8 protein-coding genes and 1 pseudogene are annotated in these 13,531 nt (G+C 35.5%); 8 read left to right on the top strand and 1 reads right to left on the bottom strand.

The window, feature by feature from the left end; translation table 11 throughout:
• Positions 1 to 83: 83 nt before the first annotated feature.
• The 6 genes and pseudogenes from ACEVFT_RS22050 to ACEVFT_RS22025 all read left to right on the top strand — a co-directional run.
• A pseudogene (locus tag ACEVFT_RS22050) lies at positions 84 to 349 on the top strand (transposase); the annotation flags it as partial.
• Positions 350 to 981: 632 nt separating this feature from the next.
• Positions 982 to 2,307, top strand: coding sequence for a nucleotide sugar dehydrogenase (locus ACEVFT_RS22045; RefSeq protein ID WP_393951300.1), 1,326 nt, complete (start codon positions 982 to 984; stop codon positions 2,305 to 2,307).
• Positions 2,308 to 2,323: 16 nt separating this feature from the next.
• The gene (locus tag ACEVFT_RS22040; protein ID WP_393951299.1) at positions 2,324 to 3,754 is read left to right on the top strand and encodes a polysaccharide deacetylase family protein; all 1,431 of its coding nucleotides are present in this window, start codon (positions 2,324 to 2,326) and stop codon (positions 3,752 to 3,754) included.
• Positions 3,754 to 5,616 (top strand): glycosyltransferase family 2 protein, encoded by a 1,863-nt coding sequence (locus tag ACEVFT_RS22035; protein ID WP_393951298.1) that lies wholly within the window; start codon positions 3,754 to 3,756, stop codon positions 5,614 to 5,616. The genes ACEVFT_RS22040 and ACEVFT_RS22035 overlap by 1 nt, the downstream gene beginning before the upstream one ends.
• Complete coding sequence (locus tag ACEVFT_RS22030; RefSeq protein ID WP_393951297.1) at positions 5,613 to 7,364, top strand: polysaccharide deacetylase family protein; 1,752 nt, start codon at positions 5,613 to 5,615, stop codon at positions 7,362 to 7,364. The genes ACEVFT_RS22035 and ACEVFT_RS22030 overlap by 4 nt, the downstream gene beginning before the upstream one ends.
• A 22-nt stretch (positions 7,365 to 7,386) precedes the next feature.
• Positions 7,387 to 8,433, top strand: coding sequence for a glycosyl hydrolase family 18 protein (locus ACEVFT_RS22025; protein ID WP_393951296.1), 1,047 nt, complete (start codon positions 7,387 to 7,389; stop codon positions 8,431 to 8,433).
• A 35-nt stretch (positions 8,434 to 8,468) separates the two neighbouring features.
• Here the strand turns inward: ACEVFT_RS22025 and gltC are convergent, their stop codons facing one another.
• The gene (gene gltC / locus ACEVFT_RS22020) at positions 8,469 to 9,371 is read right to left on the bottom strand and encodes a glutamate biosynthesis transcriptional regulator GltC (protein WP_048394390.1); all 903 of its coding nucleotides are present in this window, start codon (positions 9,369 to 9,371) and stop codon (positions 8,469 to 8,471) included.
• A gap of 154 nt (positions 9,372 to 9,525) precedes the next feature.
• Here gltC and ACEVFT_RS22015 point away from each other — a divergent pair, with 154 nt between their 5' ends.
• Both ACEVFT_RS22015 and ACEVFT_RS22010 read left to right on the top strand, forming a co-directional pair.
• Positions 9,526 to 12,471: a histidine kinase gene (locus ACEVFT_RS22015; protein ID WP_374805732.1), complete on the top strand. Its 2,946-nt coding sequence runs from the start codon at positions 9,526 to 9,528 to the stop codon at positions 12,469 to 12,471.
• Entirely contained in the window at positions 12,443 to 13,207 is a 765-nt protein-coding gene (locus ACEVFT_RS22010; RefSeq protein ID WP_103118724.1) for a response regulator, read from the top strand. The genes ACEVFT_RS22015 and ACEVFT_RS22010 overlap by 29 nt, the downstream gene beginning before the upstream one ends.
• The last annotated feature ends 324 nt before the right edge of the window (positions 13,208 to 13,531 follow it).

Raw genomic sequence — 13,531 nt, 5'->3', positions numbered from 1 at the left:
CCACCCTTCGTTCCAATCAATTTCTACATACAGAACTCCTTATTCATATGTTGATAAAAAGTAAAATTTCGAGGTGATCAACCATGATGACGAAGAATCAAACCAATGACCGTGAGCAATTAGAAAAGTTAACGATGGATCATTTAGTTCCTACAGATCATTTAGGGCGAAAACTAGAGACTGCTATTGATTTTTCATTTATCTATCCTTTAATAGAAAACCTTTACTCTGCTAACGGTCTTCCTAGTATGGATTCTGTTGTTCTCTTTAAAGGACGTTTATTCAGTATGATTTTGGTATTCAGTCCATGCGTCAAACTATCAAAGAAATTGAAAGTAACGCATTATTTCTATTTATAGAGAAAGGATAGGCTCTTATTTTATTTGTGCAATCTTTGCCAAAAAGAAAACACTTTTGTGGATGGGCATGGAGGCTATTTGACTCCTGTAGGATAGAAAGACTTAGCACAGAGCGTTAGCAGCAAGTAAGTAGCCTGCAAAGGAAAGCCTTTTCGCATTATAGAAAAATTCCATACGAAGGTATGTGAGTCATATTACTCACATACCTTTTTATGCAATCCCTTAAGTATTGGTGATACTTAAGGGATTTTTTGCATATATTTATTATTTAGCATGAACTAGTAGGTATGAATTTATTGATAAATATAATGTGAATTATTGCACTAATATTGTCGAATTTTGAGAAAAATAGGTGTTTTATAATGTATTTTCGAAATGTTTAGAAATTGTTTAGTTTCAATTAGTACTATATAAACGTTAGCAAATTGTTGAAGGTTTTTGATTAATCGTTTTTCACAGAAAAATCATGAGGAAGTCGGTAGCAATGAAAGGAGTTTGATCAAAATGATAATGAGAAATACTCAATTACTTTGTAGAACGCTTACCATCAATAAATCATTGCTCAAAACCTTTTAAATCCGTTGGAAGTTGAAAATTGTTTTAGATAGAGGAGTCATTTTTTATGAAAATAAAAACGCAATCACGAAGCTCAGCTTTATCGAATAAAATCAAAACAAAAACTGCGACTATAGGAGTTATTGGACTTGGTTATGTGGGGCTGCCATTTGCTGTTGAGATTGTACAAAGTGGTTTTCATGTTATAGGGTTTGATAAGAATCAAGATAAAATCAGACAGATACAGGAGGGGGATAGTTATATAGCTGATTTACCTAAAGAAAATTTACAGCGAATCATAAAAAGTAGTCGATTTGAAGCAACTAATGATTTTTCCAAACTTTCGCAAGTTGACGTAGTAGTGATTTGTGTGCCTACACCTACAGCAGTAGATGGAACGCCTAATATGTCATTTATAAAAGAGGCAACGCATGACATCGGAAGAAATATTAAGACCAATACGCTCATTATTTTAGAAAGCACAACTTACCCTGGGACAACAGAAGAATTTGTTCAGCCCATTTTACAAAAAAATGGCTTTGTCATCGGTCATGATTTGTTTTTAGCGTATTCACCAGAACGTATAGATCCAGGAAATAGCAAGTTTTCCGTTTCGAATACACCGAAAGTGGTTGGGGGAATAACAGCAGCATGTCTAGAAGTATCAAAGGTCTTTTATGAAACAGTCATTCATACCAGTATATATACTGTGTCGAGTCCGAGAGTAGCTGAAATGGAGAAATTGCTGGAAAATACGTTTCGACAAATTAATATTGCCCTTGTCAATGAGTTAAGTCAGATTTGTTATAAAATGGATATCGATGTTTGGGAGGTTATTCAAGCAGCTTCTACAAAGCCTTACGGATTTATGCCATTTACACCTGGACCTGGAGTAGGGGGACATTGTATTCCAGTAGATCCTAAATACTTATTATGGGCTGGGCAACAGCATGGCATCTCTGCAACATTAATTGAGGCAGCAGACAAAGTCAATGATTCAATGCCTAGCTTTGTTGTGAATCGATTAGAAAATTACTTACGTAGACAAAATAAAGAACTAAGTAAGGCAACGATTGTTGTCATTGGTGTTACGTATAAGCCTAATATAAATGATCCACGTGAATCTCCAGCACTTCGTGTTATCCAGCAGTTATTAGATAGTCAGTGTGAACTAAAGATTATCGATCCGTTTATTCAAACATTCTCTGTACAACAATCCCTTTTAAATACAGTTCCATTAACAGGAGAAATAGTCCAACATGCAGATGCAGTGTTAATTTTAACGAATCATTCAGAAATTGATTATTCTTTAATTGATCAACAGGCTTCCTTAATTTTTGATACACGTAATACCAATTTTGTGTTTGAAAATAAAAATTATCACAAGTTATAAGGGGAATTCATTGGAAATGAAACTACTTAAAATCTGTAGTCTGCTTATGTTATTACTTCTAACGGGATGTCACCCCGCTACCAAAGAAACGATTCATCCAGTTGATTCTTCTATTAAAATCAAAAAATCTGATGGTACAATGAGTGATTTAATTAGTCATGCCAACATTGTCGTGCCGAAAGTTGCCTTAACATTTAATGGCTTCGCAGATAACGAAACAATGGAGCAATTACTAACAAAGTTAGATGAATTGGATATGAAAGCGACTTTTTTCTTGGAGGGGATGCGTGTTGCTCAGGAGCCAGAGCTTGTGAGAGATATCTTAAAGAGAGGTCATGAGGTACAAAACGGTACATTGACGTTTCCAAATGTAGCAACTTTAGATTATGACCAGACGTATGAAGAAATTTTTTTAACCAATCAAATTTTTGAAGAGCATTTAGGCTATACTCCGAAATATGTTCGAAGTCGCTCAGGTGATGTTACCGAAAACATGCGTTTAGTAGCAGCCACACTAAACATGAAGGCAGTTATTGGATTATCTATTAATCCACTTGATAGAAAAATGCAAAGTGCTCAAGAACTAATTGACTATATCAGCCAATATATTGATAGGGGCTCTATCATTCATCTCAACACATACATTAATCCTGCCATTATTGATACCATCCCCTTACTAGCGCAATTAGCTAAAGAACATGAGTACATGATTACTACGTTAAGCGATGTGTTAGATGAACGTTATTTAACAAAGTCAGTAGAAGAAATAAAAGGGTATGACGCTGTTAGCCCCAATTTAAATTATGAGCATGCCAAGCCCAATATATATTATCGAAAAGAGACGTCCAAAAAGGAAATAGCTATTACTTTTGATGATTGGGCACATGAAAAGCGCGTAAAGGAAGTACTGGACGTTTTACGGAAATATAATATCAAAAGTACATTTTTCTTAATTGGTAGCGGAGTCGAGAAGAATCCACAATTAGCAAAAATGATTGTAGAGGAAGGTCACGAGGTAGCAAGTCACTCCTATTACCATTTAGATGTGACGAAGATGACACCTGAAGAATTGCAGGATGATTTAGTGAAGGCTCACAGGGCTCTGACCTATGCATTACAAGAGCCACCACTGTTATATTTCAGACCAGCACAAGGCATAATGGATGAGCGAACGGCCAAAATTATTACTGCCGCTGGAATTGAAACCATTGCTATGTACGATATTGCTTCTTTTGATTGGAATTTAGATTACAAGGCGCAGGACATTTATGAACGAGTAATCGAAAGGGCTGCACCAGGGAAAGTCATTGTCATGCATATTTTAGATGGGACGAATACGGTAGAAGCATTACCTCTAATTATTGAAAAACTACAACAAGATGGCTATAGCTTTAGTAAAATGTCGACTTGGATTGAGGAAGATATAAATAGGGATGTGAATGAGTGATGAAAAAAGAGATTTTAATGACACCACGCTCTGACCGCCGAATTCTATCAAATATTCCCGATCCTGAAAATGTACGAAACCTAGTGGATCGACGTGGTGCATCCTACCAGAAAGAGGAGATTGATCCTACAGATGTGAACGAAGTTTATCGTCTCCAACGAATGAGTTTACGCTATGAAACAAATTTTGAGGTTCAGCTTAAAAGACCTAGACGTCCAGTGAGTTCTAATAAATATTATGCGGAGGATATTTCGGTAACGGGTATCCTTGTTTACTCCCATCAGCCCCAGCATTTATTGATCGATGAAATACTAACTATGGGATTCACAATACCAGGTGGGGCAATGCCAGAGGGCTATGAGTCCAAAGTCAAGTTAAAGGCTAAGGTTGTACGTTGCTTTACTAAAGAAGTAGATGAACAAACCCGTTATTATGTTGCATGTGAATTTTTGCATCCTTTAAATGAGTATATGATAAAAAATCGGTGGGGCGTTTCTATTTTTGTAGCCAGCTTATTTTTCTTAATTGTGTCACTATGTGTCATATTAATGAGAGCAGAAAGTTTGATTTATTTCAGGTTTAATAAATTTTTATATCTTTATAGTATTATTGCCGCAACGTTTCTGTTAAGCAGATATGTATTCGGTATGCTCTATAAAAATATACCAATCAACCCTAAGTTTGAACCAGGTGTATCTATTATAATTCCTGTGTTTAACGAAGAGGAATGGATTCATCGCACGGTATCTAGTTGTATTAATCAATATTATCCAGTGGATAAGTTAGAAGTAATCGTCGTGGATGATTGTTCAACAGATCGTACAGAAGAAAAGGCAAAGGATATGATTAATCTTATACATGGTGAGGGTGAACGTTTTAGGACAAATGATCGCTTAAAGTTTTATAAGCTACCACAGAACGGAGGAAAGCGAGAAGCCTTAGTTGCTGGGGTTCATCAAGCCAAGCATGAATTGGTTGTGTTTGTGGATTCAGATAGTTTTTTAGAGCCACATGCCATTCGCAATTTAGTTCAGCCTTTTCAAGATCCCAAAATGGGCGGTGTGGCTGGTCGAACGGAGGTTGAAAATAAATTTACCAATTCTCTTACAAAATTACAAACAGTCCGTTATTATATTGCCTTTCGTATTATGAAAGCAGCCGAATCATGGTTTGATACGGTTACTTGTTTATCGGGGCCATTAGCCTGTTATCGGAAAGAGCTTATTCTAAAAAATGAGACAGCCTGGCTCAATCAAAAGTTTCTCGGTCAGCCAGCCACATTTGGGGATGACCGCAGCATGACCAACTATATTTTGAAAACACATCGAACAGGCTATCAGGATAATGCCATTTGTTCTACGATTGTGCCCTCTGATACGAAAGTTTTTTTAGCACAACAAATGAGATGGAAACGTTCTTGGTTACGAGAATCATTACGCGCATTTATATTTATGTGGAAAAAAGAACCTTTTATGTTTCTTTTCTTTATCATTGGTTTAATTGTACCAATCGCTGCGCCGATTATTGTTGTGTATAACTTAATTTATGTACCACTAGTATATGGCATTTTTCCAACAACATTTTTACTAGGCTTACTATTAATGGCAATGTTAATGAGTTTGGCACATTTATTCTTTAGAAAGAGCACACTATGGGGGTTTGGTTTTATTTTTGTTCTCTATTATGAATTTATTTTGCTATGGCAGATGCCAGCAGCCTGGGTAACTTTTTGGAAATCTACATGGGGAACAAGAGAAACCCCTCAAGACGTTCTAGCGAAAGAAAAGAAAATGGAAAAGCAGAAAGTACGAAAATCCCGGTTTTCGATGTTGAAAAATAGAAAAATGGGTGAGAAGGAATGAAAGGAAAAAGTATAGAACTCCAGCCAGCTAAAAAAAATCGTCGGAAAATCATTCGTTCGATCGTACAATTAATCATTGTGTTCTTACTAGCTGTGATTTTAATAAAAGCTATATTTTTGACAGAGAGGCGAACGGCTGAAGCGGTACCATTAAACAATAAAGAGGGATTTATTGCCCTTTCTTATTTTGGGCTCAGTAGAAATGATTCTCCTAAATATGTGTCTAAAAAGAATTTGGAAGAACAATTAACATTGCTGAAAAAACAAGGTTATCAAACGATTACACAAAAGGATATTTTAGATTTTTATCAAAAAGACAAACCATTGCCTAAAAAAGCATTGTATTTATCCTTTGAGGATGGTCGCACAGATTCTAGTATTTTTGCTCAAAATATTATGGAAAAATTAAATTATAAGGCGACGATGTTTACGTATGCTAATAAAATGGCTACGAGGGATAGTAAATTCTTAAAGCCTAAAGATTTAAAGCTGATGAAAAGAAGTGGGTATTGGGAATTAGGATCTAATGGCTATAGGCTAACCTATATTAATGTTTTTAATGATAAAGGACAATCACTTGGTTTTATCGATGAAAATGATGTACCCAATAAAACAACGATAGAATACTACAACCACTATTTAATGGACTTTATTCGCAATCCATATATGATTCCAAGTGAAACACGGCAAGAGATGGAAGAACGCATTAAGAAGGATTATACGCTGATGGAGGATATCTATCAACAGGAGTTTGGTGAAGTGCCAAAAGCCTATGCGATTATGCATGCTAACTCTCTTTATAACAATATGGACCCGTTAGTACAGAAAATCAATGACAAGGAAATTAAAGACAAGTTTCGTCTGCATTTTAATTTAGAATTGGGTGCCTATAATGATCGAGAGGCAGATCTTTATAACTTAAATCGTTTACAAGTTTCGCCGTATTGGTCAACCAATCATGTCATGATGAAAATTTTTCAAACTAGTAAACAAAACATTGAATTTAAGATAGGAGATCCTCAAATAGCACAAAATTGGCATGTGGTAAATGGGGCGGCAGAATTTGAAAATAATGAAATTACGTTAACCTCACCCCCATCTAGTGAAGGTAGAATTCTCTTAAAGGATGCATTAACCGAAAGCTTTCAAGCAAATTTTACATTCAAAGGAAATGTTGTAGGTCAGCAAGCTTTCTATACCAATTATGATGCAACAACAAACAGCTATTTGAGAATTGCATTAGTAGATAATGAGATTGTGGTAAGTGAAAAATTACCAGAGGCAGGGATTGTTGAGAAAGAACGATTTCAGTTAAATGAAATAAAATGGAATGAAGAGGAATATGCCTTTAACAAGGCGACCGTTTACACCTATCATGATACTCAAAAAGGTTCTCGTATTAATGATAAAGAATACCCAAGAAACTTAAAGAAAAAGAGAGTATTTAACATTACCGTCCATCAGGATAAAATAGAAATAAATGTAGATGATGTATTATCCAAAACCGTTCAAATAAATCCAGCATTACAAGGGGCACAGATTGGATTTGGTGCGCTGTACAGTAAAAAGGATACTTCACATGAACAGTATGCCGATGATATTTACGACACATTCATAGAGGATATTTTGATTACAGATAGTAAAAAGCAAATCATTTATACAAACCAATATACGAATTTTGAGAAGGTGAGGAATAAAGCCATGGTTATGTTAAATGATGTGGTGGATTTCTTTATTGAAACCTTCTAAACTGAGGTGAAATTTAATTCAAGTGAAGAATTTTGTATTGTTTATCTGTATAGCGCTCCTATTTATTACGGCTTGTAGTCCTAGTAAGGAGCCAGCAGCGGTAGCAAAAGTTGATACAAAAATTAAGGAGAAGCTTCGTTTGTCTATCTGGTTACCCGAATGGCAAAATAAATTGGCTATGGAGGATGTGAAAAATTCTCAGCAAGGGTTACAAGATCTAAGGGTTTTCGGTGCTTATTTTAATAGTAAAGACGAATTGCTTTTAACAGAAAATGCAATTGATATGCTGCAACAAACACAGCAGCAATTTACCAATTCACATCATGTGATCCTAACGCTTATTAATGATTATGTAGCAGATAACGCTCCATCTGTTCAAAAGGATAGTCAGCTTTTGCACAGATTGGTATATGATTCTGCTGCTAGAAAAAAGCATATCAGCCATATTTTAGAGGTAGCAGAACAGTACCAATTGGCTGGTATTGAGATTGATTATGAAAAGGTAGCGCAAGAAGACCTAAAAAAATATATCCTCTTTTTAAAAGAGCTGTACCAAGCGCTTTCTAAAAAGGATATGACATTGCATGTTGTGCTAGAGCCGAGTTTTCCATTTGATGTAAAATTTCCAAATGGACCTAGCTATACTGTAATGGCCTATAATGTTCATGGCTATCATAGTGGGCCAGGTGCGAAAGCCACTTTTACTTTTCTTAATGATTTAGTGAAAAAGATCAAAAAGTCAAATCAAGATTTAGCCATTGCATTTGCTACGGGCGGTTTCGATTGGGGAGCAGAAGGTAAAACAGTTGCTTTAACGGAGCTGGAGGCTGAGCAAATATTAGCTGAAACGCAAGCAGAAAAGAAACGTGATAAGAAAAGTGGAGCCGTTTATTTTACGTATATAGATGACAGCCGAATTAGCCATGAAGTTTGGTATGCTGATCAAGTAACGCTTGAAAAATGGGTGAACTATGTACAGAGGAGAAACTATCATGACGTGGTGTTATGGCGTGCAGGAGGCTTAGGCGCAAAAACATTACAATGGATTAGTGAGCATTCAACTAAATAATGTGAAGTCAAAAAAATCGCCCAAAAGGCGATTTTTTATTGGAATTGAGAAAGACGAGAAAAGAAGTTTTTCACAAAGTCTAAGAAAATGATTTCTGATGGTGCAATTTCTCGATTTACGGGTGAAATAATACCAACAGTTCTAGGGATTGTAGGAGATTCAATAGGAACCTTAATGGTAAAGCGAGCTGCTGAATCATAAAGAGAACTTTCTGGTAATAGACTAACACCTATGCCAGCGGCGACTAAGCCCTTTAGTGCATCCAAATCTTCTCCCTCTGAAATGACATTTGGTAAAAAGCCTGCAGCTCGACAAGCATCCATCGCTACCTTATGCAAAATGTAACCATCTGGAAATAATACGAATAAATCATTTTTCAACTCTGCAAGCTGTATGCTTTCTCTTTTAGCTAATGGATGATTGGCTGGTAGGAGTGCGGCAATATTTTCAGTAAACAGAATGGTTGATTGAATGGATTCGTCCTTCGGGGGCAGGGGTCCCAAAAAGGCGAGGTTCAACTCCCGATTTTTAACTGCATCAATCAAAAATCGATAAGACCCTTGACGGAGTTGAAATTGTAAATCAGGATATTCGCGTTTAAAGGCTGAAATAACGGTTGGCAGAACATAGCTAGCTAAACTTGTTGGAAAGCCGATTTTAATTGAGCCCTTTGCAGGATCAAGATATTCTTCTACTTGCTTTGCTGCAAAATCGATGGCCTTTAATGCCGTAATGGTATGCTCAAGAAATGTCTTCCCTATTGGTGTTAATTTGACATTTCGTCCCACTCGTTCAAATAACGGAGTGCCTAACTCATCCTCAAGATTTGCGATTTGCCGACTAATGGCAGATTGGGCTACATGAAGATGCTCAGCAGCCTCTGATATATGCTCACGTTCAGCAACCTCTACAAAATAGCGTAATTGACGTAACTCCACTAACATTTCACCTCTATTAATCTAAAAATAAGATTGATTATACCTTAATTATATATTATTTAAGATGAAAAATGACTGTTTATGTCAAAATAAAAATTATAAGCTGTTAGATATTTGAGAGTTCGCTATTGTAAGATGAGGAGGAGGTGGATTCATGATAAAAAAAAGTTTAAGTTGGTTATTTATTTTATTAGCCATCACGATGCTAACTTATTTAATTTTTAACGATCAAGATACAAGCAATACTAAGTTACAGGCGGTGGATGGTCAATTAGATTTATCAGAAATAACAAAAGAGGAAGAGATTGTAGCATTGTCTGGAGAATGGCGTTTTATAGGCCATAAATTTCTTGAACCTGCTAATTTTCCTGATCATGCTCCAATTGAAAAGGTTCCTGGACCATGGCAGGCCGATGCAGAGTATGGTACTTATCAACTTAAAATTAAGCTACCACCTCATTTCAAAAAAATAGGTATTCGGGTACGAAATATTTGGTCATCTCATCGACTTTTTATAAATAATGAGATCGCTGCCTCCTATGGTAAACTTGCTACTGCTCGTGAAGCATCGAAACCAAGTAATCCTGTTTATGAAGTGTATTTTTCACCTTCTTCAGATTCGGTGATCCTAACAATACAAGTTGCAGATTTTCATAATGCAAGGCATGGCATTATATTTCCTATAGATATAGGAGATGCGGATGCTCTTGCAAAAGATGTCATTCAAGATGTGTACTTAGAAAAAACAACGATTATCATGTTATTAATATTTTCAATCTTTCATTTTAGTTTGTATTTATTAAGAATAAGAGACAAAGCGTTTTTTTATAGTGCAATGTATTTTTTTACGTTGGCAATTTTGGTATGTACAAGAGGCGAACGAACTCTTTATAGAGAGTTTCCTACTATAGAATTTGAATTTTATTTTCGTTTGCAAGATTTTACAACCTATATAAATGCAGTGATGCTATTCCTGTTCTTTGCCTATACGGTAACAGCTATGATGAAGCGTAGGACAGCTTTATTATTTGTGTCACCACTATTATTATATGGCGTTGGAACACTGCTTTTACCAGCAAGATCCTTATCGGAGCTACAATATATATTTTTTACCTATATAAATTTCCTAGCATTTTTTATAATAGGACGATTATTGTATTTGATCATGAAGAAAAGTGCTCATGTTCCGAAAAATGAACTGATAATATTAAGTGCAACAATTATATCTCTATTAATTTTTAGCATAAGTGGAACATTTGATCAGCTTTTTTTCTCTGGGCGAAATGTTTTTAATCGTATTGGTCTGCTATTCTTTGTAGTATGTATGAATATTTATTTGGCAATGCGACTAATTAATCGAACAAGAGACGCTGAATTATATAGCCAACGTCTGGAAAAGGCGACAATCGGTAAGGATTCCTTTTTAGAAGTGACAACAAATGAATTAGAACAACCTCTTTATCATGCATTAAATATTACAAAATCCTTATCAACTCAATCTATGACGGATAAGCAACAACTACTAGAACAACAATTAGAACGTTTATTATATCTAGTAAATGACTTAAAAGATTTCACTAGAATAAGGTTTCAGGATTTTAAAATAGATGTACACCCAGTTAATATTCAAATGATTATTCAGCATGTATTAATTATGCACGAAAAGAAAATAAAAAAAACGCATATTCGTTTATACAAGCACACCAATCCAAAATTATTAGTTCAAGCTGATGAGCAACGTCTAGGTCAAATCTTATACAGGGTACTTGAAACAGCTATTGCTCATGCTGGGAATGGGGATATGATTCTAACTGTTTTACATCTTGATACAGACGTAAGAATCTTGGTAGAAGGAGCTGGCCCTCAGCCTATACAGCAAAAAGCAGCAGATGAGACTGGACAGTCGATAGGGAAAGCCATCATTGAGCAGATGGGTGGTACATATTCGGTAGATTTATTACAAAATGGCATTCGATTTATCATCACCTTGCCATTCGGGGGCTATGAGCAAGTGTTAAAAGACAATGAGATGATTATCACTATGAATGATCAGCCACTGTTCAATGAAAATTTGCCAAGATTGCTCATAGTTGAGGATGATGTCATTCATGCAGAGGTTTTACAATCGTTACTACAAAGCCACTACGCTATAGAGGTAGTGCATTGTCCTGAGGAGGCACTCAACGTTATTCAGCAAAAAAGACCTGATTTTTTATTGATAGATGAAGTGATGCCTGGAATGGGAGGCATTGCCCTAACCAAATATATACGTCAGTATTATAGCTATATAGATTTACCGATTATGATGTTAGTAGCCAATGAATATCCAACGAATATTTCACTTATCCTGGAATCAGGGGCCAATGATTATATCCGTAAGCCAGCTACAAAAGAAATGTTACTTTCACGTTTATCGGCTATAGCATTAACGAAAGAGGCTATGGGCAAAGCGATACAGCATGAAATGGCTTTTCTACAGGCACAAATCAATCCTCATTTTTTATACAATGCACTCAGCAGTATTATTTCGTTTTGTTATACAGACGGAGAGCGAGCAGGGCATTTATTAACGATGCTTTCTACCTATTTACGTTATATATTAGAATCAGGTAAGGATGGGCAACGCGCAACGTTAGAGAAAGAGCTTGAAATTATACGTGCCTATGTAGAGATTGAACAAGCACGCTTTGGTGATAAGTTAACGGTTATTTTGACAATAGAAAATACATTAGATGCTGAAAAGATAGAAATCCCAAGTTTACTGATACAGCCTTTAGTTGAAAATGCAATTCGTCATGGGATTTTTGAAAAGGATGGAAATGGGACAGTCTTTATTGAAATTAAAAGGCAGCAAAATAATTTAAGCATTCAGGTGAGGGATGATGGCGTTGGTATGACTGAGGAACAGGTAAAAGCTTTAAACAATGGAGAAAATATATTTTCAAATGGCATCGGATTAACCAATGTTCTACGTCGAGTAAAAGAAATGCCGAGTGCTACTCTTTCTATTACTTCTAAGAAAGATGAAGGTACAACAATGGTATTCATACAACCTTTAAAGGAGCTTCAACATGTGGAAAATTATTATGGTAGAGGATGAACAGCCAATTTTAGATTTGCACAAACTATTACTTGAAAAAGAGGGGCTTTTTCAAGTTATTGCCACCTTTACATCACCTTTAGAAGCAATAACTCAAATTTTGTCCATTAAGGGTGAATATGATGCGCTAATTTTAGATATTGAAATGCCAAAGATGAATGGATTAGAGCTTGCAGCTATTTTAGTAGAAGAAGGCATTGATGTCCCTATTATTTTTTCAACAGCTTATGCAAAATATGCTGTAGATGCATTTCGAGTCCAAGCACTAGACTATGTATTAAAGCCCATGACACCAGGTATTGTACTACAAGTAAATGAAAGACTTACAAAATATTATGGGCGTCAAACACAGCGAAACACTACAAAATTGGAAGTTAGTTTAAAAGGTGAGGTTGGAACAAGGATACATGACAAAGCTATTAAATGGCGAACAAAGGTTACGGAGGAGCTTTTTTATTATTTATTAGTCCATGAAGGAATCGTAGTATCGAAGTATCGTATTTTAGATGATATTTGGCCTAATATAGATGAGAAAAAAGCGTTAGCTAATCTTTATAATACGATTTACCGTCTACGTCAGCTTTTTATAGAGCTAGGTTTACCTATTCAAATAGAACGCGTGAATGAAGGCTATGAGCTGAAGACAAATGATGCAATTGTTATCACTTCTACCTTAGAGTCAGATGCTTTTTTACTGGAATCAAAAGGATATTTATGGGCATATCATCTAAATTAATGGAGAAATGGCAGAAATGTTGGATACAATCTACGTTTCTGTCTTTTCATTTGCCTAAAATTACTTTCTTTTGAGGAGACAATCCATTAATTTTTATAGCAAAATTTCTTTCTTCCAATATGAACTTAAATTGATTCCATTTTAATGAAATAGGTTATAGTATAGATATGTTGTTTATGCTAATTTGTCACAAAACCGCTACAATTAGCACTTTTCTCGAGGTTTTCACTATGTAGCTAGATGAAATCAATTCTCAATTAGGTAGATTTTATTGAAAATGAAGAAAGTCTATTCTCATTGTTTAGGTGAAGTAGTAATAATCTG

Source organism: Lysinibacillus sp. PWR01 (assembly GCF_043359455.1).
In the GTDB taxonomy this organism is placed as follows: domain Bacteria; phylum Bacillota; class Bacilli; order Bacillales_A; family Planococcaceae; genus Lysinibacillus; species Lysinibacillus fusiformis_F.
Note: the sequence above shows the minus strand (reverse complement) of the source record. Positions and strands in the feature narration are given on the sequence as shown.

What these genes read in the sequence shown, in the direction of transcription:
- ACEVFT_RS22045 (WP_393951300.1), top strand. Translation starts at nt 982, where the DNA reads ATGAAAATAAAAACGCAATCACGAAGCTCAGCTTTATCGAATAAAATC.
- ACEVFT_RS22040 (WP_393951299.1), top strand. Translation starts at nt 2,324, where the DNA reads ATGAAACTACTTAAAATCTGTAGTCTGCTTATGTTATTACTTCTAACG.
- ACEVFT_RS22035 (WP_393951298.1), top strand. Translation starts at nt 3,754, where the DNA reads ATGAAAAAAGAGATTTTAATGACACCACGCTCTGACCGCCGAATTCTA.
- ACEVFT_RS22030 (WP_393951297.1), top strand. Translation starts at nt 5,613, where the DNA reads ATGAAAGGAAAAAGTATAGAACTCCAGCCAGCTAAAAAAAATCGTCGG.
- ACEVFT_RS22015 (WP_374805732.1), top strand. Translation starts at nt 9,526, where the DNA reads ATGATAAAAAAAAGTTTAAGTTGGTTATTTATTTTATTAGCCATCACG.
- ACEVFT_RS22010 (WP_103118724.1), top strand. Translation starts at nt 12,443, where the DNA reads ATGTGGAAAATTATTATGGTAGAGGATGAACAGCCAATTTTAGATTTG.